Genomic DNA, 19207 nt, shown 5'->3' with positions numbered 1-19207 from the left:
CAGTCCAGCACACGGGCGTGACTCGGACAGTCCCGGCCCGTGTGCGCCGCGCCCGGGAGGCTCCTAGCGTGCAGTCATGATCCGGTTCGAGCAGGTCGGCAAGGTCTACCCGGACGGGACGACCGCGGTCGACCACCTGTCCTTCGAGGTGGGCGAAGGCGAGCTGGTCACGCTCGTCGGCCCCTCGGGCTGCGGCAAGACGACCACGATGATGATGGTCAACCGGCTGATCGAACCGACATCGGGCCGCATCCTGGTGGACGGCGAGGACATCTCCACGATCGATCCCGTGAAGCTCCGCCGCCGGATCGGCTATGTCATCCAGCAGGTCGGACTCTTCCCGCACCGGACCGTCCTGGAGAACACGGCGACCGTCCCCGCGCTGATCGGCTGGAAGCGGAGCAGGGCCCGGGAGCGGGCGGCGGAGCTGCTGGATCTCGTGGGCCTCGACCCCGGGACGTACGGCTCCCGCTACCCCGCCCAGCTCTCCGGCGGGCAGCGCCAACGGGTGGGTGTGGCGCGGGCGCTGGCCGCGGACCCGCCGGTGCTGCTGATGGACGAGCCGTTCGGAGCGGTCGACCCCGTGGTGCGCGAACGGCTGCAGAACGAGTTCCTGAACCTCCAGGCCACCGTACGCAAGACGGTGCTGATGGTGACGCACGACATCGAGGAGGCCGTGCGGATGGGCGACCGGATCGCGGTGTACGGGGAGGGGCGCATCGAGCAGTTCGACAGCCCGGCCGCGGTGCTCGGCACCCCCGCGACCCCGTACGTGGCCCGGTTCGTCGGCGCCGACCGCGGCCTGAAGCGCCTCTCGGTCACGACGGTCGAGCCGGAGGACCTGGAGGAGCCACCGGTCGCCCGGCTCGACGAGCCGGCCCGCGCGGCGGCGGGGAGGCTCAACGCGTCCGGCGCGCGGTGGGCGGTGGTCCTGAGTGCCGAGGGCGACCTGCACGGCTGGGTGTCGGCGGACGCGCTCCGCATCGCCGGGGAGTACGGCACGGTCGGTGAACTCGCCCGGCGCATGGACGCCTGGGTGCCGGTCGGCGCTCCCCTGAAGCAGGCATTCAGCGAGATGCTCCAGCACGATGCCGGATGGGTCGCGGTGCTGGACGGGGCGCGCTTCCTCGGCGTACTGACACCGGCCAAGCTCCACGAGGCACTGCGACGCTCGGTGGACGCGGACGCGAAGGGCGTCGGGCGCGGCGAGGTGCCGTTCGACTCGGTCGCGGACGCGTAGGGGCGACACCGCGGCAGGGTGTCCGATCCCCTTGCCGTGATCGTCGCGCGGCCCCGAGGATGGCCCCATGCCGACCTTCACCACTCCCGACGGAACCGAACTCGCCTATCACCTCGTGGGTGACGGGGAACCGTTGCTCTGTCTGCCCGGCGGCCCCATGCGGGCGTCCGCCTACCTCGGTGACCTCGGCGGACTGGCGAAGCACCGCCGGCTGATCATGCTCGATCTGCGGGGCACCGGTGACTCCGCCGTCCCGGCCGACCCTGCCACGTACCGCTGCGACCGCCAGGTCGGCGATGTCGAGGCCCTCCGGGAACACCTGGGGCTCGACCGTGTCGACGTGCTCGCGCACTCGGCGGGCGGCGATCTCGCCCTCCTCCACGCGGCCCGGCACCCACAGCGCGTCCGCACACTGACGCTGATCACCTCCCGCGCCCGGGCCCTCGGGGTCGATTTCACCGAGGCGCACCGCCGGGAAGCACTCGCCCTGCGCACCGCCGAGCCGTGGTTCGAGACCGCGCACGCCGCCTACGAGCGCATCTGGGCAGGCTCCGACAACGACGCGGACTGGGATGCCGTCGTGCCGTTCTTCTACGGGCGTTGGGACGCGGAAGCCCAGGCACACGCCGCGACCGACATCGAGCAGAGCAACGAGGAGGCCGCCGGGCTGTACGGCTCGGCCGGTGCCTTCGATCCCGCCGGGGCGCGCGCCGGCCTGGCCGCTCTGGACGCGAGGGTCCTCGTTCTCGCGGGCGAACTGGACAGCGGTCCACTCCCCCGCGTGGCCGCCGAGTTCGCGGAACTGCTTCCCCGGGCCGAGCAGTCGGTCCAGCCGGGGGCCGGCCACTTCCCGTGGCTCGACGACCCGCACCGCTTCACCGAGACCGTCTCGACGTTCCTCGCGCAGCGGTGAACTGACGGAGAATCAGTGAGCCCGCCGGTAGCTGCTGCCGTCCTTCGGCCGGACCAGGAGGCCGGCGACGACCAGATAGCGGCGCAGCGCCGAACAGTCCTCGTGCACCGTGCGCAGCGCCTCGTTGACCTCGTGTTCGGTGTAGACGCGGTCGTGCTCGAACAGGGTCTGCGCGAGGTGGTTCAGCAACTGCTCGCGACGGGCGGCCTTACGGGGGATGGCGGTCAGGCGCCCGTGGGAGAAGAGACCTGCCACCGGGTGCGGACTGCTGGATGTTTCGACGGACATGGCCGGAAGCGTCGCATCCCCCTGGGCTCCGGGCAACGCGTTTTCCCGCGTTGACACCCGGCGTCCCGCTCGTTCTAATGGTCCCCGTGCAGCGTGGCGCCGGCCGAAGAGATGTGGGCAGGCCGACAGCCGGGCCGGCACCTTCACCCAGGGACGATGCGATGAGTTCACTCTCGGCCCCCTGCTCCTGACCCCGGCGCCGTTGCGCCTCGCCCGCCGTGCGCGCGACCTCCCGCAACGCCGACCGCCGCCACCACGTCCTGCCTCCGCGGCACCCGGGGCCACCCCGTGACGCCCCCGCGCTGCGCACACACTCGTACGGAGATCCGTCACCCCATGTCCTTCAACCAGTCCGTCATCGAAGAGTTCCGCTCCCACGCGGGCAAGGTCGGTGGCCCGTTCGCGGGCAGCGACCTCCTCCTGCTCACCACCACCGGCGCCAGGACCGGCCGGCCGCACACCACACCCCTCGGCCATGTCGCCGACGGCGACCGGCTGCTGGTCGTCGGCTCCAACCTCGGCGCTCCCGTGCATCCCGCCTGGTACCACAATCTGCTCGCCCATCCCCTGGTGGGCGTCGAGGTGGGGACCGAGGAGTTCCAGGCGGTGGCCGTCCCCGCCGAGGGTGCCCGGCGCGACCGGCTGTTCGAGCTCGTCGTCCGCGCGGCTCCCGGCTACGGCACGTACCAGGAGGCCACGGCCCGCGTCCTGCCGGTAGTGGTGCTGGAGCGTTCGCGGGTCCCGGCGGGCGAGGGGCCCGCCGAGGTCACCACGCTCGCCGACAAGATCCTGGAGGTGCACACCTGGCTGCGCCACCAACTGCGCCAGGTGAGCGCCGAGACCGACGCGCACTTCGCGGCGCGGGCTGCCCACCGGGGGTCCGGCGAACCTCCGGCACCCGGTCTCGGACTGCAGATCCGGCAGCACTGCCTGGCGTTCTGCCAGGCCCTGGAGTTCCACCACGACGGCGAGGACGGCCACGTGTTCCCGGTCATGGCCGGCTACCACCCGCACCTCGTCGGCGCCTTCGAGCGTCTCCGCGAGGAACACCGGACCATCGCCGCCCTCCAGGGCGAACTGGCCGCGCTGCTGGCCGACATCGGCACCGCAGACCCCGAGCGGTTCCGCACCGAGCTGGCCCGGATGTCGAAGGAGCTCACCGCCCACTTCGCCTACGAGGAGGAGCAGTTGCTCCCCGCGCTGGCCGAGGTGCCATGGCCTCCGGCTCCGGCTCCGGCTCCGGCTCCGGACGGCACTCCCTGACGGGAATCGCCGACCGTAGGGTGTGATCACTCAGCCCTGCGACATAGGCGGTTTCCCATGTCCCTGTTCGATATGCCTCTCGACGAACTCCGCACGTACCGGAGCCGGTCGGTGGAACCGGAGGATTTCGACGCGTTCTGGTCGAAGACCCTCACCGAGGCCAGGTCACACGACCTGGATGCCCGGTTCGAGCTGCGTACCGACACCGGACTGACCACGGTCGACGTGTACGACGTGACCTTCGCGGGTTTCGGCGGGCACCCGGTCAAGGGCTGGCTCGTCCTCCCCGCGGGCACCACGCGTCCGCTGCCGGTCGTCGTCGAGTTCATCGGCTACGGCGGCGGGCGCGGGCTGGCGCACCAGCATCTGCTGTGGGCGTCGGCCGGTTTCGCGCACTTCGTGATGGACACCCGCGCCCAGGGCAGCACCTGGCAGCCGGGCGACACCGCCGACCCGGTCGGCAGCAACCCGTCCTTCCCGGGTTACATGACCCGCGGCGTCGAGGACCCGGACACGTACTACTACCGGCGGGTGTTCACCGACGCCGTACGGGCGGTGGAGGCGGCGCGCTCGCATCCCCTGACCGACGCGACGCGCACCGCGGCCATCGGTGAGAGCCAGGGCGGCGGCATCACGCTGGCCGTGGGCGGGCTGGTGCCGGACCTGGTGGCCATAGCGCCCGATGTGCCGTTCCTGTGCGACTTCCCGCGGGCCCTGACCGTCACCGACCGGTCGCCGTACCGCGAGGTGGGCAACTACCTCAAGACCCACCGGGGCCGGAACGAGCAGGTGCGGGAGACCCTGGCCTACTTCGACGGGGTCCACTTCGCGGCGCGCGGCCGGGTTCCGGCGCTGTTCTCGACGGCTCTGGAGGACCAGACCTGCCCGCCGTCGACGGTCTTCGCCGCCTTCAACTCGTACGCCCACGCGGAGAAGGAGATCGAGGTGTACCACTTCAACGACCACGAGGGCGGGGGCCCGTTCCAGCATGCGGCGCAGCTCCGCTGGCTGCCGGGGAAGCTGCTGGCCTGAGTGCCGGGGGTCCACGGCCTCTCTTGACCCGGCTCCCCCATCGAGCCTAGGTTCCCGGGGAGAAAGCGCTTGCTATCAGGCAGGCGCACTCTTCTCTCCCACCCAGGGGGTGCTTGTCATGCCCGCATATCTGCCGGACCAGAGGCCGATCCGGGTCGCGATCGTCGGCACGGGCGCGATCGCGCGCGGCAGCCATCTGCCCGCGCTCGTCGCGCTCGCGGCCGAGCAGCCGCTGGAGATCGTCGCGGCGGTGGACGTCGACGCCGCGGCGGCGGAGGCGTTCTGCGCGGACGCGGGCGTCGGCCGTCCGTACACGGACCTCGACCTCATGCTGGCGCAGGAGCGGCCCGACCTGGTCACGCTCTGCACGCCGCCCCGGTTCCACCGCGACCAGACCGTCACCGCGCTGCGGGCCGGGGCCTGGGTGTGGTGCGAGAAGCCGCCGTGCCCCTCCCTGGAGGACTTCGACGCGATCGAGGCGGCGGAGGGCGCGGAACCCGGCGGGCCGTTCGCCGCGATCGTGTTCCAGCACCGGTTCGGTTCGGGTTCCGCTCATGTCCGGGAGCTGCTGGCCCGCCGGTCGATGGGACGGCCGCTGGTGGCCCACTGCCAGACCACCTGGTACCGCGACGAGGCGTACTACGCCGTTCCCTGGCGCGGGAGTTGGAGCAGCGAGGGCGGCGGCCCCTCGATGGGGCACGGCATCCATCAGATGGACCTGCTGCTCGACCTGCTCGGCCCGTGGTCCGAGATCCGCGCGATGGCCGGCCGGCTGGTGCACGACATCGAGACGGAGGACGTCTCGACCGCCCTCGTCCGCTTCGAGAACGGCACGATGGCCACGGTCGTGAACAGTGTCCTCAGTCCGGACGAGGTCAGCCGCATCCGGATCGACTGCGAACGCGCGACGGTCGAGCTCACCCATCTGTACGGGCACCGCAACGCGGACTGGCGGATCACCCCGGCCCCCGGCGTGACGCCCGAACAGGTCGACGCCTGGTACGACTTCGGGCCCGATGTGCCCAGTTCGCACGAGGCGCAGCTGCGGGGGCTGCTCGCCGACATGCGGGCGGGACGCAGGCCGCGCAGCAGCGGGCCGGACGGCCGCACGAGCCTCGAACTGGTCGCGGCGCTCTACAAGGCGGCCTTCACCGGGCAGACCGTCCGGGCGGGCGAGATCGCCGCAGGCGATCCGTACTACAGCGCGCTGCACGGCGACGCCCCCGGCTGGGCGCCTGCGCCGTAGGAGTCAGTCGCGCGGAATGAGCCGATGCGACTCCAGGTAGGTGCGGGCGACGTCCTCGGGCAGCCTGCGCCAGCTGTCCACCTGTTGGTTCATCTCCGCCAGGTCGGCGGTGGTCAGGACGGTGTTCAGCTTCCCGAGGGCGTCGCGCACGCCGGAGCTGCCCGCGCGGGACCGGTTGACGACGGGGACGAGGTAGTCGGCGTTCTGGAGGTTCTTGTCGTCGGCGAGGAGCACGAGCCCGAAGTCGTCGAGCGTGGCGTCCGTGGTGGTCGTCAGCACCATCTGGTCCTGTCCGCTCTGGACCGCCTGCTTGGCCTGGGTGGTGCCGACGCCCTTGGGGTCGACGGCGGTGATGTCGATGCCGTACGTCTCCCTGAGCCCGGGGGCGCAGTAGGGCCGCTGCACGCATTCGTCGCCCGCCGCCAGCCGTACGGGCAGCTTGGACCGGCCCAGTTCGCTGAGCGTCTTGAGGTGGTACGTGGCGGCGTACGAGGAGGCGACCGCGAAGGCGTTCTGGTCGACGGCCCGGCCCGGGTCGAGCACGGTGAGACCGCGGGGCGCGGCGAGGGCGCGCAGCTCCTTCATCGTGGTCGCGAGGTCGGGTGAGCCGGCCGGTGGCGCATCGGTGCCGTTGGCCTTGGCGTTCAGCCAGTCGGCGAAGGTGGCGGCGTATTCGGGTACGACGTCGATCTGGCCGTTCTCCAGGGCGGGTTCGTAGATCTCCCGGTTGGTGACCGAGATGATCTCGGTGGTGTATCCGGCGTCGTCCAGCAACAGGGCGTACATCCGGGCGAGGAGCTCGCTCTCGGTGAAGCCCGCCGAGCCGATGGTGAGTTCCCTGCTGTCGCCGGGCGGCTCGGTCACACCCCCCTGGTCCTCCAGGCTGGGGCCGGTGGCGCAGGCGGTGACGGCCAGCAGGAGGAGGAGTGCGGCGGGCAGGCGCGGAGTTCTCATGCCGCCGCCCCTTGGTGGGTCCGGTCGGGGGCGAGACGCAGGCCCAGTTCGAACAGCCCCTCCACGAGGAGGGCGAACACGGCGACCAGGACGGCGCCGGCCACGACCTGGGGCGTGGAGGCGAGGTTGAAGCCCGCGGTGATGATCCGGCCGAGACCGCCGCCTCCGGCGAGCGCGGCGAGGGTGGCGGTCGCGACGAGCTGCACGGCGGCGATGCGCACGCCGGTGAGCAGGAGCGGCAGCGCGAGCGGGAGTTCCACCCGGAACAGCATCTGGCGGCCCGTCATACCCATCCCCCGGGCGGCCCGTACGACATCGCGGTCCACCTCGCGCATGCCCACATAGGCGTTGGTGAGCAGCGGCGGGACGGCGAAGAGCACCAGCGCGATGATGGTCGACCACTGCCCGTACGTACCGATCGGGGTCAGGAGCAGCAGCACCAGGACGGCGAAGGTGGGGACGGCCCGGCCGATGTTGGAGATGTTGACGGCGAGCGCTCCGCCCTTGCCCAGGTGCCCGAGGACCAGCGCGACCGGCAGGGCGATCAGACAGCTGATCAGCAGGCAGACGACCGTGAGGTAGAGGTGCTCGCCCAGCCGGTTCCAGACGCCCTCGGCGCCCGACCAGTTGGCCGGAGTGGTGAGCCAGGACCAGGTGTCGGAGAGGGTGGTCATGACTGCCGCCTCGTCCATGGGGTCAGGATCCACTGCGCCCCGAGGAGCAGGAGGTCGGCGGCGACGGCGATGACGACGCAGAGCACGGACGCGGTGAGCACCTGGGCCTTGAAGTAGGTGTTCATCCCGGAGTAGATGAGGTTGCCGAGCCCTCCGTGACCGACGATCGCGCCGACCGTGACCAGGGAGACCGCCGAGACGGTGGCGATGCGCAGTCCCGCCATGGAGGCGGGCAGGGCGAGCGGGAGCTCCACGGTGAGGAGCAGCCGCACGGGCCCGTAGCCCATACCGCGCGCGGCCTGCCGGGTCTCCTCGGGCACGGCGCGCAGTCCGGCGAGGATATTGCGTACGAGGAGGGTCAGGGAGTAGAGGACGAGCCCCGCGACGACGAGCGCGGCGGAGAGCCCGTACACCGGAAGCAGCAGGGAGAACATCGCCAGGGAGGGGACGGTGTAGAGGATGGTCGTGAGGCCGAGGACGGGGCCGGCCGCCCAGCGCAGCCTGCGGGCCAGGAGGGCGAGGGGCAGCGCGAGCGCGAGTCCGATGAGCACCGAGACGACGGTCAGCTGGACGTGCTGGACGGATGCGTCCCAGAGGATCTCGCTGCGGCTGGACAGATAGTCCCCGCAGATCCACTCGTTGCGCGCGAGGCAGTCGTCGGGAGGCGCGGTCACGGGTCCATTGCAGCCCGCCTCCGGGGTGACCGCGCGTCATGATCGACTGTTCGTGGAGCGCGGCACCCGTCCCCGGACGCCCTGTCAGCCGAAGCGGTCGAACAAGGCGTCCAGCCCGGCGACGAGCCCGTCCGTGCCGCCGCGGTCGGCGAGGGAGACCGCGGTCGCCCGCAGCCGGGGCAGCTCCTGGGCGGGCAGCCGGTGCAGGCCGAGCCGGAAGGCCGGGTCGGGCTCGTCGGGCTGGTCGTCCATGGCCCGCAGCTCCACGAGGAGGTAGCCGAGCATCCAGGCGGTGAAGGCCCGGTGCAGCGCCACCGCCGCACCCTCGGTCAGCCCCGCGCGGTGCAGCAGGTCCAGGATGCGTTCGTCGAAGCCCAGGACGGCCATGCGGCGTCGGGCCAGCGGGGTGGAGAGAAGCCGCGTGGCCAGGAGCGGCACGACATTCGGGTGGAGCATCCCGACGCCGTAGGCGGCGAGGGCGATGCGGTGGAGCTCTCTCCGCCAGTCCGGTGGCACGGAGTCGGGCTGCGCACTCGGTCGCGCGTTCCCCTGCCCGTTGACCTGCCCGTTCGCCTTTCCGTTGGCCTTCCCGTTGGCCTTCCCGTTCGCCTTCCCGTTCGCCTTCCCGTTCGCCTTCCCGTTCGCCTGTTCCTCGTCGAGAACGGCTTCCAGCTCCTGGCAGAAGACCTCGACGAGGCCATCGAGGAGTTCGTCCTTGCTGGCGGCGTACCGGTAGAGCGCCATCGCCTCGACGCCGAGTTCCGAACCGAGTCTGCGCATGCTCAGACCGGACAGGCCGTCACGGTCCACCACCTCCAGGGCGCTGGCCAGTACCCGGCCCCGGTTGAGCCGGCCGTAGCGGCCGTTGTCGCTGGCCCGTCGCCTCGGGGCATCGTCATCCATCAGCTTTGACATACCCCATATATATACAATGTCAGCTTATGTCGCATCCCTCGTGTGCCGTAGGCGAACGACTCCGTTCCCCAAGGTCCGGCGCCCCGAACGAAGCACCCGTGTGCCGCCGCCACCCGTTCGGATACCCGTCTGTTGCCCGACATCCGCACGGCCCGTGGGATTGCTGAGGGCCTGCCAACCGACGGTGCCTGAACCCGAGTCACCTCGTAAAGGAAGGTCTGTTGGTGTCAGGACTGAGGATGACCTGGCGGCGCCGCGGTGCCGCATGCGCGGCAGGAGCGCTGCTCGTCTCCACCGCCGTCGTGTCCACTTCGGGCGCGGCCGAGCCGCCCCATGAGGGACCGCCCGGAGGCGACGGGGGCACGGTGCTGCGATGGAAGCCCTGCACAGGCGAAGCGCAGCAGGGATTCGAATGCGCCACGACCAAGGTGCCGTTGGACTACGCCCGTCCCCGGTGGCGCAGCATCGAGCTGGCCGTGATCAGACACCGGGCCACCGCCCGCACGCAGCGGTCCGCATCGTTGTTCTTCAACCCCGGTGGGCCTGGTGGCGCCGGAACCGTGGGACTGCCGGAGCTGTACAAGAAGTTCCCCGAGCAGCTGCGCAAACGGTACGACATCATCAGCTTCGACCCGCGGCGTCGGGCAGAGCACGCCCGTGCGGTGCTTCGACTCCGCGGACGAGGCCCTCGCATGGCACGCGCGTGTTCCCCCGTTTCCCGTCGGCCGGCAGGAACGCAGGGGGTTCATCTCCGCGTACGCCGATCTTGCCCGGCGCTGCGAGCAGCGCGATCCGGAGCTGCTGCGCCACATCTCGACCGCCGACGTCGCCCGGGACCTCGACCGGCTGCGCCCCAACACCCCTGAACCGGTCGGGCAGGCCCTTCCCTACCGTGGCGACCTCTTACCGTGGTGCCATGGGCGAGACGACCACGAGAGGGCGGATCGAGTTGACGCACGACGACGTCCACGCCGGTGAGCACGGTACCCGTGTGACGTGCCTGCCCGAGCCGTGGATGTGCGATGTCTTCCATCTCGACGGCAGCCTGAGGGACATCCGGGTCCTCGACACGACCCGCGTCGAGTGGATCGCGGTCCTTGAACACCTGCGCCTGGCAGCCGACGAGACCGAGGTGGAGCACCCCTACTCCCGGCTCGATCCCGTGGGCCCCGCCGTCGCCGACCTCTTCCGCGTCTGGGCGGACGAGCCGGAGGGCCTCGGCACGAGTTTCGCCTTCCGGGCCCGCTTCGGCGCCGTGTGGTTCTTCGCCCTGCCCTGCGACGAGGAGGAGATCGAGTTCTCCGTCTGGCCCGAGGACGTCCTCGACGGGGCGGGGGTGGCCGCTGTGCTGCGGTTCCTGGTCGAGGTCGCGACGGCCAGTCAACGACGGGCCCTCCTGACCGGCGAGATCGTCCGGTATGACCCGGGGATGCCGACGCTGATCTCCCACGACCCTGTCACCGGCCTCACTTCCCACATCTGAACGGTGGTGGGGAGGTGACGGTTCCGGCGGTCTCCGGCAGGGGCCGATGCTGTGGGTTTCTTCGTCCGGGCAAGGGCTGTTCGAGCGGATCCCGCGCGACAGCTGGCAACGACGGAGTCAGTCGCGCTCGGAACGGGGCGTGGGCCTGCGGAGCAGCCACTGCCCGAACGTGCGGCGGGAGCGTCGCCGGGGCCCTCGCACCACGACGCGGCCATGGGTCTTGTGGCCGACCAGCTCCACACGGAGCGTGATCCGCGTACCGGGGTCCGGATCCTGAAGGAACTTGATCTTGCTGTGAACCAGGTTCAAGGCATCGGTGTCGACCACGATGCCCGGCTTCGTGATCAGCGTCAGGGTCTTGCCGTACATGGCCATGTCGATCCGCAACGTGTCCTGCGTGATCACTGCCCGCGTGAAGTCGAGCGTCACATCGCACCACGCCGTCGCCAGCTCCAGCCGGTGCGGCACCACCCAGGATCCCTCACGGGTGACCGGACCACTGTGCGTCAACTCGATCCGGATCACCTCCTTGACCTCCGCGACGGCGACGGCCGCGCCGCTCGACGTCGACACCGGCGGCAGGTCGGCGGTGAGCGCGGTCAGCTCGCTGACCGTACGCGCCGACAGGGCGGCCTCCAGGCGCTCGTCCAGCTCGGGCGCGGTCAGCAGGCCGTCCCCCGCCGCGATGCGGAGCACATCCACCACCCGGTCCCGGTCCGCATGAGAGGCCCGCAGCTCGGGCGACGAGCCGGGGCCGGAGGGTTTCCCGGTGGGTGACATCTCTCCTGACATGCTTTCCGTCCTGGTCCTGTCGAACGTCTTCACGCGACGCAGGCAGCGGCGCGAGTGGAGACCAACGCGATATCGCGACATCGATCCCGGCCGGACCCCATCACGGAGAGGCGGTGGCCAGTAGCGACTCAGGGTATGCGGTTTCATCATGCCGAGGCCCGGTCGCGACAACAACCGCGCCCCAGGGGCAGCCAGACCCTCGAACCCCTCGACCGCGGCATCCCGCCCGTCCGCCCCCACAGCAGACCGCGTCGACGGCGGACCGCCGAACTCCGTGGCTCCGACCGTCGGTACGCGACGCGGGCCGAGGCACATCCGTATGTTGCCTGGACATCACCTTGCGGTCACAGACCACATCAGTGGGCCCTCTGCCCCGACAACTCGTCGCCCCTGCAAGGTATTTGAGTGACCGCGTGTCTGTTGTGGCACAGGTCACCCCGGCCGAGACTGTCGCCCCCGGACAAGCGGGACCGCGTAGGACGAGAGAGGTGCGCCATGTCGGACGAACCAGGACGTGAGGTCCAACGACTCAAAGCGAATTCGGTCGGGCTGGTCGGTGTGGTCTTCATGGCCGTGGCCACGGCCGCCCCGATCACGGCGATGACCGGGAACCTGCCCATCGCCGTCGGCTTCGGCAACGGCACGGGTGCCCCGGCCGGTTATCTCTTCGCGACCGTGGTGCTGACCGTCTTCTCGGTCGGGTACGTCGCCATGGCGAAGCGCATCACGGCGGCCGGTGCCTTCTACGGATACATCTCGCACGGGCTCGGCCGGATCGCCGGCCTGGCCTCCGGCATGCTGGCGGTCCTCGCGTACATCGTGTTCGAGGCGTCGATCGTCGGCATCTTCGCCTACTTCGGCCGGACCACCGTCGCCGACCAGCTCGGCATCGACATCCCGTGGATCGTCTACGCCGTTGCCATGCTCGCCGTGACCGGGGCACTGGCCTACTTCGACATCAACATCACCGCCAAGGCCCTCGGCATCATGCTCGTCTCCGAGATCGCGGTGCTCTTCGCCGTGGCCACGGCCGTCCTGCTGGCCGGGGGCGGCCCGGACGGCATCCCCGTCGAACCGCTCAACCCGGTCAACGCCTTCACCGGCACCTCCGCCGGGCTCGGGCTCTTCTTCGCCTTCTGGTCGTGGGTCGGCTTCGAGTCGACCGCGATGTACGGCGAGGAGTCCCGCGACCCGAAACGTGTCATCCCCCGGGCGACGCTCATCTCCGTCATCGGCGTGGGCCTCTTCTACATCTACGTCTCCTGGATGACGATCGCCGGGAACGGGCTCGAAGGCTCTGTCAAGGTGTCCTCGTCGGCCTCTCCGCTCGACCTCTTCTTCAACCCCACCGAGTCGTTCATCGGCCCCTGGGCCGTCGATGCCTTCCAATGGCTCCTGCTGACCGGCTCGTTCGCCTGCGGCATGGCCTTCCACCAGTGCGCCGCCCGCTACCTCTACGCCATCGGCCGCGAGGGCTTCCTGCACCCGGCGCTCGGCCGGACCCACCGCTCCCACGGCTCCCCGTACATCGCCTCCTACGTCCAGACCGGCATCGCCACCGTGCTCGTCTGCGCGTTCTGGCTGGCCGGCGAGGACCCGTACATCCACCTGTACACCCTGCTCGCGATCCTCGGCACGATGGCGATCCTCATCGTGCAGACCCTCTGCTCCTTCGCGGTGATCGGCTACTTCCGCAAGAACCACCCCGAGGACCGCCACTGGTTCCGGACGCTCACGGCACCCCTGCTGGGCGGCATCGGCATGATCGCCGTCGTCGTCCTGCTCATCCTGAACATGGAGACCGCGGCCGGGCTCGCGGCCGAGTCCTTCTTCTTCGAGCTGATTCCGTGGATCGTCGGCGTGGTCTTCCTCGGCGGACTCGGACTCGGCTTCTACCTCAAGGCCAGGCAGCCGGAACGCTACGAGATCATCGGCCGCATCGTCCTCGACGACGCGACCGAGCGCACCGACCGCGACGACGCCGACAACGACCAGGCCACTGCGACCGTCTGAGGAGCACCCGTGTCCCGTACGAACACGATGCACGCACTACGCCGGCTCGCCGCGGAACATGCCGCCGCCCGCAGGCTCCGCATGCCCGTCGCGGATGTCCGCGGTTCCACGCGCCGCCAGTTGCTCGGCCGGGCCGCGGCCCTCGGGCTGGGCGCCGTACTGGCCACCGGGCAGGCCACCCGGCCCGCCGTCGCCCAGACGGTGACGGGTGGTCAGGCCCCGGTCATCGCCGTGGTGGGCGCGGGAATTGCCGGGCTCACCGCCGCGCTGACTCTCAAGGACGCCGGTCTGAACTGCACCTTGTACGAGGCCGACCGGTCCCGGGTCGGCGGACGGATGTGGACGCAGCGCGGCCACTGGGCGAACGGCCAGACCTCGGAGATCGGCGGCGAGCTGATCGACACCAGCCACAAGAAGATCCTGGAGCTGTGCCGCAGGTTCGGCCTCGCCACCGAGGACTTCCTCGGCGGCGGGCCGAACGGCGCGGAGGAGGTCCTCTGGTTCAACGGCGCCTACTATCCGCGGAGCCAGGCCGACGAGGACTTCAAGGCGGTCTACCAGGCCCTGCACCGCGATCTGCAGGAGTCGGGCGAGGTGTTCTGGAACCAGACCACTCCCGCCGGGACGGCTCTGGACGGCATGTCGATCCACGAGTGGATCGAGTCGCGCGTCCCCGGCGGCCACACCTCCCCGCTCGGCCGCTTCATCGACGTCGCGTACAACGTCGAGTACGGCGCGGACACCACGGAACAGTCCGCGCTCGCCCTGGTCCTGCTCATGGGCTACCAGACCAATCCGGGCAAGTTCAACATCTGGGGCCTGTCCAACGAGCGGTTCCACATCAGGGGCGGCAACGATCAGCTCCCGAACGCCATCGCCCAGTCCCTGCCGGCCGGCACCCTGCGCATGGGCAAGCAGCTGACCGCCGTACGAGCCAACAGCAACGGCACCCAGACCCTCACGTTCACCGACGCCGGCACCGTGACCACCGTCGTCGCCGACCACACGATCCTGTGTGTCCCGCTTCCCGTGCTCCAGGGACTCGACCGGTCGGCCGCGGGCTTCGACCCGCGCATGACGAACCTGCTGCGCGACGCCCGGATGGGCACCTGCACCAAGCTCAACATGCAGTTCACCTCCCGGCCGTGGCGCGGCACGGGCCCCTGGCCCGGGGTGAGCGCGGGCGACTGTTTCACCGACAGCGACGTCCAGCAGACCTGGGACACCACCAAGATCCAGCCGGGCGGAGGCGGCATCCTCATCCAGTACGGCAGCGGACGTACGGCCCGGGAGCTGACGCCGTCGACCCCCTTCGCCACCGAGGCCGACCCGTACGTCCGCGACCTCGCCGCGCGCCGTCTGAGCGGCATCGACGCGTTCTTCCCGGGTACGAAGGCGGCCTGGACCGGCAAGGCCCAGCTCTCGGCCTGGCACCGCAACCCGTACGCCCTGGGCGCCTACTCCTACTGGCCCGTCGGCTATCTGCACCGCTACGCCGGCTACGAGGGGACGCCGCAGGGCAACATCCACATCGGCGGCGAGCACTGCAGCTACGACTTCCAGGGGTTCATGGAGGGCGGCGCGACCGAAGGGGAGCGCGCGGCCAGAGAGGTGCTCGGAAAGCTCACCGCGTAACGGCCGGCCCCGGACCGCGGAAGGGTCGGACCACCGACCGCGATTCCGGGGCGCACCGCAGGACGGGCCGGTCGTCGTCAGGGCGGCGGCCGGACCGGTCTCGGGCGGGAGGTCAGTCGCTCGGGTAGACGTCCCCGGCGGCCATCGAGCTCAGCTGTTCGCTCTGGCTGCGCAGCCTGGCGGCCTTTTCCTTGAGCCGCCGGCTCTCCTTGTCGTCCGACGCGTGTTCGGCGGCATTGGACAGCTGCTCGGCCTTCTCGCGCATCTCGTGGACTCGGTTGCCGATCTCGTCCGCCATGATCATCACCAATCCTCGGCACTGAGAGAAACCTCGTTCGCGTGCCCCGATTTTCCCTCACCCCGCGCCCCCCAGCCATCCGGCGACACCCCGGGACGGCGTGGGGCCGGGGAGGCGCGAGGAGATCACGGGTCAGCGGGTGTCACCGCACCAGTCCCATTTCAGCGGGTCGGCGTGCCTGCTCCTGTACTCGGCCCGTCCCCCGGGTCCGTAGGCCCCGATCTCCGTGATCAGCGCCGCACCCTCGCACAGGGCCGCGTCGGTCCACCCGGTCACGTCCAGGAGCAGGCCGTCGAGAGGACCGCCGACCAGCTCCCGGTAGTCGTGACCGGGCTTCGGGCCGGGGTCCGGGTCGTCGTGGTCGGCGCCGTAGACCCGGCGCTGCCGCATGAGCTCGTCCATGCGGACAGCATTCCACCGGGCACTGACAACGGCCCGTCCGCCCGGCGGCCCACGCACCGGCTCCACGGCCGGGAGGCGGACGCGCATGCCTCGGAACACGTGACCGGACGATCAGGAATCGAGAAGCGCGGCCCCTGTGCCACAGCTAGCGTGAGTGCCATGAACAGCGCGGTTCACCCGCAGGAGGGCACCGCATCGCCAGCCGGTGGTGCCGGCGGTGAGCGCGTTGTCGGTATTCCGTACCACCCGTCCGTCCCGTCCATCCCCTCCGGACGCTCCCGACGGGACCCACGAACCATGGAGTGATCATGACCGGCTCTTCCACCCAGGGAATCAAGACCGTGCTGCATCCCGTCTCCGACCTGGCGGCGGCCAAGAAGGTGTACGCCGCCCTGCTCGGCGTGGCCCCGCAGACCGACGAGTCCTACTACGTGAGCTTCGAGGCCGCGGGCCAGCACATCGGGCTGGTGCCGGACGGCGGACCGCAGGGCATGACCTCGCCGGTCACGTACTGGCACGTGGAGGACATCGAGGCGAAGCTCGCCGAGGTGACCGCGGCGGGTGCCACCGTGAAGGAGAAGGCCCACGACGTCGGTGGCGGCCGGCTCGTGGCCACCGTGACGGACACGGACGGCAACGTGCTCGGGCTGCTCCAGGACAGCTGAGTACCCGCCGACCCACCCTCCACCGCCGGGCGCCGTCCCGATACCGCGCTCCGCCGGTTCCGCGTCTCCCCGCACCGCGTCGATGCCCGGCGCACGGGGCGCACGGGACGGCCGGCCGCGAGCCGGTGCGCGACGGCCTCCGGCCGGTCCGGCCTTTCGGCGGACAGGGCGGCCCGGGGCACGAAAGACTCCGCGGGCCGGAGCAGGACAGTGACGAGACATACGGTTCGAAGCTGGTCGGACCGAGGCGGGCGACGCCCGACGGAGACCGCGAAGGCGGCCCGCGTAACAGATGGAGACACGATGAGCACGGCCAAGAGGACGCACAAGCAGTCGCCCGCGCCGCACGTTGCCGACAACCATGACCTGATCCGCGTGCACGGGGCGCGCGTCAACAATCTCAAGGACGTCAGCGTCGAGATCCCGAAGCGACGGCTGACCGTGTTCACCGGTGTCTCCGGCTCGGGCAAGAGCTCTCTGGTGTTCGGGACGATCGCCGCGGAGTCGCAGCGGCTGATCAACGAGACCTACAGCGCGTTCGTGCAGGGCTTCATGCCGACCCTGGCGCGGCCCGAGGTCGACGTGCTCGACGGACTGACGACGGCGATCCTCGTCGACCAGCAGCGGCTGGGTTCCGACCCCCGCTCCACGGTGGGCACCGCCACCGACGCCAACGCGATGCTGCGCATCCTCTTCAGCCGGCTCGGGAAGCCGCATATCGGCTCGCCGAACGCGTTCTCCTTCAACGTCGCCTCGGTCCGGGCGAGTGGTGGCTTCACGGTCGACCGCGGCGCCGGCAAGACCAAGACGGAGAAGGTGACCTTCAGCCGCACCGGCGGCATGTGCACGCGCTGCGAAGGACGGGGCTCGGTCTCCGACATCGACCTCACCCAGCTCTACGACGACTCGAAGTCGCTCGCCGAGGGCGCGTTCACCATCCCCGGCTGGAAGTCCGACAGCTTCTGGACCGTACGGGTCTACGCCGAGTCGGGCCTGCTCGACCCGGACAAGCCGATCCGCAAGTTCACCAAGAAGGAGATGCAGGACTTCCTCTACCGCGAGCCGACCAAGGTGAAGGTCGAGGGCGTCAACCTCACCTACGAAGGTCTGATCCCCAAGATCCAGAAGTCCTTCCTCTCCAAGGACCGGGAGGCGATGCAGCCGCACATCCGGGCGTTCGTGGACCGTGCCGTCACCTTCGCCGACTGCCCCGAGTGCGACGGCACCCGGCTGAGCGAGGCGGCCAGGTCCTCGAAGATCGGCAAGATCAGCATCGCCGACGCCTGTGCGATGCAGATCAGCGACCTCGCCGAATGGGTGCGCGGCCTCGACGAGCCGTCGGTCGCGCCGCTGCTCACGGCGCTCCTCGGTGCCCTCGACTCGTTCGTCGAGATCGGCCTCGGTTACCTCTCGCTCGAACGCCCTTCGGGCACGCTGTCGGGCGGCGAGGCGCAGCGCGTCAAGATGATCCGCCACCTGGGCTCCTCGCTCACCGACACGACGTACGTCTTCGACGAGCCCACCATCGGCCTCCACCCGCACGACATCCAGCGGATGAACAAGCTGCTCCTCCGGCTGCGGGACAAGGGCAACACGGTGCTCGTCGTGGAGCACAAGCCGGAGACGATCGCGATCGCCGACCATGTCGTGGACCTCGGTCCCGGCGCCGGTACGGCGGGTGGCACCGTCTGCTTCGAGGGCACCGTCGAGGGGCTGCGGACCGGCGGCACCGTGACCGGGCGCCATTTCGACGACCGGGCCTCCGTCAAGGAGACGGTGCGCAAGCCCACGGGCGCGCTGGAGATTCGGGGCGCGACACGGAACAACCTGCGCGACGTCGACGTCGACGTCCCGCTCGGGGTGCTCTGCGTGGTCACCGGCGTGGCGGGCTCCGGCAAGAGCTCGCTGATCCACGGGTCCATGCCCACCGAGGAGGGTGTCGTCTCCATCGACCAGGGGGCGATCAAGGGCTCACGCCGGAGCAACCCGGCGACGTACACCGGACTGCTCGACCCGATCCGCAAGGCGTTCGCGAAGGCCAACGGCGTGAAGCCGGCGCTGTTCAGCGCCAACTCCGAGGGTGCCTGCCCCACGTGCAACGGCGCCGGCGTCATCTACACCGACCTGGCCATGATGGCGGGAGTCGCCACCGTCTGCGACGAGTGCGACGGCAAGCGGTTCGAGGCGTCGGTCCTGGACTACCACTTCGGCGGCCGGGACATCAGCGAGGTGCTCGCGATGTCGGTGACCGAGGCCGAGGAGTTCTTCGGCGCGGGCGAGGCACGCACGCCGGCCGCGCACCGCATCCTGGAACGGCTCGCCGATGTCGGGCTCGGCTACCTGAGCCTCGGCCAGCCGCTCACGACCCTGTCCGGCGGCGAGCGTCAGCGGCTCAAGCTGGCCACGCACATGGCCGAGAAGGCCGGGGTCTACATCCTCGACGAGCCGACCACCGGTCTCCACCTCGCCGACGTCGAACAGTTGCTGGGCCTGCTCGACCGGATCGTCGACTCCGGCAAGTCCGTCGTCGTCGTCGAGCACCACCAGGCGGTCATGGCGCACGCCGACTGGATCATCGACCTCGGCCCCGGCGCCGGTCACGACGGCGGCCGGATCGTCTTCGAGGGCACACCCGCCGACCTCGTGGCCGCCCGCTCCACCCTCACGGGCGAGCACCTGGCGGCATACGTCGGCGCCTGACGGCGACGCGGGGCAGGGCC

18 protein-coding genes are annotated in these 19207 nt (G+C 70.5%); 10 read left to right on the top strand and 8 right to left on the bottom strand.

Features of this window, described 5'->3' with window-relative positions; all coding sequences use genetic code 11:
* The first annotated feature begins 76 nt into the window (after positions 1-76).
* Entirely contained in the window at positions 77-1240 is a 1164-nt protein-coding gene (locus OG230_RS33055) for an ABC transporter ATP-binding protein (protein ID WP_328907431.1), read from the top strand.
* Between the two features lie 67 nt (positions 1241-1307).
* Positions 1308-2153: an alpha/beta fold hydrolase gene (locus OG230_RS33050; protein WP_328907430.1), complete on the top strand. Its 846-nt coding sequence runs from the start codon at positions 1308-1310 to the stop codon at positions 2151-2153.
* Between the two features lie 12 nt (positions 2154-2165).
* On the opposite strand, the gene OG230_RS33045 is transcribed toward OG230_RS33050, so the two are convergent.
* Complete coding sequence (locus OG230_RS33045) at positions 2166-2441, bottom strand: DUF2087 domain-containing protein (protein ID WP_328907429.1); 276 nt, start codon at positions 2439-2441, stop codon at positions 2166-2168.
* 336 nt (positions 2442-2777) lie between these two features.
* Here OG230_RS33045 and OG230_RS33040 point away from each other — a divergent pair, with 336 nt between their 5' ends.
* The 3 genes from OG230_RS33040 to OG230_RS33030 all read left to right on the top strand — a co-directional run bounded on the left by OG230_RS33040 (position 2778) and on the right by OG230_RS33030 (position 5982).
* Complete coding sequence (locus OG230_RS33040; RefSeq protein WP_328907428.1) at positions 2778-3704, top strand: nitroreductase/quinone reductase family protein; 927 nt, start codon at positions 2778-2780, stop codon at positions 3702-3704.
* A gap of 57 nt (positions 3705-3761) precedes the next feature.
* A complete protein-coding gene (locus OG230_RS33035) occupies positions 3762-4736 on the top strand; it encodes an acetylxylan esterase (protein ID WP_328907427.1) in 975 nt (324 codons plus the stop codon).
* Between the two features lie 118 nt (positions 4737-4854).
* Positions 4855-5982: a Gfo/Idh/MocA family protein gene (locus tag OG230_RS33030; protein ID WP_328907426.1), complete on the top strand. Its 1128-nt coding sequence runs from the start codon at positions 4855-4857 to the stop codon at positions 5980-5982.
* Between the two features lie 3 nt (positions 5983-5985).
* On the opposite strand, the gene OG230_RS33025 is transcribed toward OG230_RS33030, so the two are convergent.
* The 4 genes from OG230_RS33025 to OG230_RS33010 all read right to left on the bottom strand — a co-directional run bounded on the left by OG230_RS33025 (position 5986) and on the right by OG230_RS33010 (position 9187).
* Positions 5986-6936 carry an ABC transporter substrate-binding protein gene (locus tag OG230_RS33025; protein ID WP_328907425.1) on the bottom strand — a complete coding sequence of 317 codons (951 nt, stop codon included), beginning with the start codon at positions 6934-6936 and terminating at the stop codon, positions 5986-5988.
* A complete protein-coding gene (locus OG230_RS33020) occupies positions 6933-7610 on the bottom strand; it encodes an ABC transporter permease (RefSeq protein WP_328911610.1) in 678 nt (225 codons plus the stop codon). Before OG230_RS33020 ends, OG230_RS33025 begins: the two co-directional genes overlap by 4 nt.
* The gene (locus tag OG230_RS33015; RefSeq protein ID WP_328907424.1) at positions 7607-8284 is read right to left on the bottom strand and encodes an ABC transporter permease; all 678 of its coding nucleotides are present in this window, start codon (positions 8282-8284) and stop codon (positions 7607-7609) included. Before OG230_RS33015 ends, OG230_RS33020 begins: the two co-directional genes overlap by 4 nt.
* A gap of 84 nt (positions 8285-8368) precedes the next feature.
* Positions 8369-9187 (bottom strand): TetR/AcrR family transcriptional regulator, encoded by an 819-nt coding sequence (locus OG230_RS33010; protein ID WP_328907423.1) that lies wholly within the window; start codon positions 9185-9187, stop codon positions 8369-8371.
* 928 nt (positions 9188-10115) lie between these two features.
* On the opposite strand from OG230_RS33010, the gene OG230_RS33005 reads away from it, so the two are divergent.
* The gene (locus OG230_RS33005; protein WP_328907422.1) at positions 10116-10682 is read left to right on the top strand and encodes a hypothetical protein; all 567 of its coding nucleotides are present in this window, start codon (positions 10116-10118) and stop codon (positions 10680-10682) included.
* Between the two features lie 117 nt (positions 10683-10799).
* Here the strand turns inward: OG230_RS33005 and OG230_RS33000 are convergent, their stop codons facing one another.
* Positions 10800-11474, bottom strand: coding sequence for a DUF1707 SHOCT-like domain-containing protein (locus OG230_RS33000; protein ID WP_328907421.1), 675 nt, complete (start codon positions 11472-11474; stop codon positions 10800-10802).
* Positions 11475-11969: 495 nt separating this feature from the next.
* Here OG230_RS33000 and OG230_RS32995 point away from each other — a divergent pair, with 495 nt between their 5' ends.
* Both OG230_RS32995 and OG230_RS32990 read left to right on the top strand, forming a co-directional pair.
* The gene (locus OG230_RS32995) at positions 11970-13487 is read left to right on the top strand and encodes an APC family permease (RefSeq protein ID WP_328907420.1); all 1518 of its coding nucleotides are present in this window, start codon (positions 11970-11972) and stop codon (positions 13485-13487) included.
* A 9-nt stretch (positions 13488-13496) separates the two neighbouring features.
* A complete protein-coding gene (locus OG230_RS32990) occupies positions 13497-15122 on the top strand; it encodes a flavin monoamine oxidase family protein (RefSeq protein WP_328907419.1) in 1626 nt (541 codons plus the stop codon).
* A gap of 112 nt (positions 15123-15234) precedes the next feature.
* On the opposite strand, the gene OG230_RS32985 is transcribed toward OG230_RS32990, so the two are convergent.
* Both OG230_RS32985 and OG230_RS32980 read right to left on the bottom strand, forming a co-directional pair.
* On the bottom strand, positions 15235-15420 hold the full coding sequence (locus OG230_RS32985) for a DUF6381 family protein (protein ID WP_328907418.1): 186 nt from the start codon (positions 15418-15420) through the stop codon (positions 15235-15237).
* Between the two features lie 132 nt (positions 15421-15552).
* Entirely contained in the window at positions 15553-15822 is a 270-nt protein-coding gene (locus tag OG230_RS32980; protein ID WP_328907417.1) for a hypothetical protein, read from the bottom strand.
* Between the two features lie 308 nt (positions 15823-16130).
* Between OG230_RS32980 and OG230_RS32975 the strand changes: the two genes are divergently transcribed.
* Both OG230_RS32975 and OG230_RS32970 read left to right on the top strand, forming a co-directional pair.
* Positions 16131-16487 (top strand): VOC family protein, encoded by a 357-nt coding sequence (locus OG230_RS32975; RefSeq protein ID WP_328907416.1) that lies wholly within the window; start codon positions 16131-16133, stop codon positions 16485-16487.
* A 303-nt stretch (positions 16488-16790) separates the two neighbouring features.
* Complete coding sequence (locus OG230_RS32970; RefSeq protein ID WP_328907415.1) at positions 16791-19187, top strand: excinuclease ABC subunit UvrA; 2397 nt, start codon at positions 16791-16793, stop codon at positions 19185-19187.
* Positions 19188-19207: the final 20 nt, after the last annotated feature.

This window comes from Streptomyces sp. NBC_00234, assembly GCF_036195325.1.
In the GTDB taxonomy this organism is placed as follows: Bacteria; Actinomycetota; Actinomycetes; order Streptomycetales; family Streptomycetaceae; genus Streptomyces.
The sequence above is the reverse complement of the archived record's forward strand: the minus strand, read 5'-3'. Positions and strand labels throughout refer to the sequence as shown.

Excerpts from the sequence above, each read along its gene's own strand:
- OG230_RS33055 (WP_328907431.1), top strand. The coding sequence starts at position 77 with ATGATCCGGTTCGAGCAGGTCGGCAAGGTCTACCCGGACGGGACGACC.
- OG230_RS33050 (WP_328907430.1), top strand. The coding sequence starts at position 1,308 with ATGCCGACCTTCACCACTCCCGACGGAACCGAACTCGCCTATCACCTC.
- OG230_RS33045 (WP_328907429.1), bottom strand. The coding sequence starts at position 2,441 with ATGTCCGTCGAAACATCCAGCAGTCCGCACCCGGTGGCAGGTCTCTTC.
- OG230_RS33040 (WP_328907428.1), top strand. The coding sequence starts at position 2,778 with ATGTCCTTCAACCAGTCCGTCATCGAAGAGTTCCGCTCCCACGCGGGC.
- OG230_RS33035 (WP_328907427.1), top strand. The coding sequence starts at position 3,762 with ATGTCCCTGTTCGATATGCCTCTCGACGAACTCCGCACGTACCGGAGC.
- OG230_RS33030 (WP_328907426.1), top strand. The coding sequence starts at position 4,855 with ATGCCCGCATATCTGCCGGACCAGAGGCCGATCCGGGTCGCGATCGTC.
- OG230_RS33025 (WP_328907425.1), bottom strand. The coding sequence starts at position 6,936 with ATGAGAACTCCGCGCCTGCCCGCCGCACTCCTCCTCCTGCTGGCCGTC.
- OG230_RS33020 (WP_328911610.1), bottom strand. The coding sequence starts at position 7,610 with ATGACCACCCTCTCCGACACCTGGTCCTGGCTCACCACTCCGGCCAAC.
- OG230_RS33010 (WP_328907423.1), bottom strand. The coding sequence starts at position 9,187 with ATGGATGACGATGCCCCGAGGCGACGGGCCAGCGACAACGGCCGCTAC.
- OG230_RS33005 (WP_328907422.1), top strand. The coding sequence starts at position 10,116 with ATGGGCGAGACGACCACGAGAGGGCGGATCGAGTTGACGCACGACGAC.
- OG230_RS33000 (WP_328907421.1), bottom strand. The coding sequence starts at position 11,474 with ATGTCAGGAGAGATGTCACCCACCGGGAAACCCTCCGGCCCCGGCTCG.
- OG230_RS32995 (WP_328907420.1), top strand. The coding sequence starts at position 11,970 with ATGTCGGACGAACCAGGACGTGAGGTCCAACGACTCAAAGCGAATTCG.
- OG230_RS32985 (WP_328907418.1), bottom strand. The coding sequence starts at position 15,420 with ATGGCGGACGAGATCGGCAACCGAGTCCACGAGATGCGCGAGAAGGCC.
- OG230_RS32980 (WP_328907417.1), bottom strand. The coding sequence starts at position 15,822 with ATGGACGAGCTCATGCGGCAGCGCCGGGTCTACGGCGCCGACCACGAC.
- OG230_RS32975 (WP_328907416.1), top strand. The coding sequence starts at position 16,131 with ATGACCGGCTCTTCCACCCAGGGAATCAAGACCGTGCTGCATCCCGTC.
- OG230_RS32970 (WP_328907415.1), top strand. The coding sequence starts at position 16,791 with ATGAGCACGGCCAAGAGGACGCACAAGCAGTCGCCCGCGCCGCACGTT.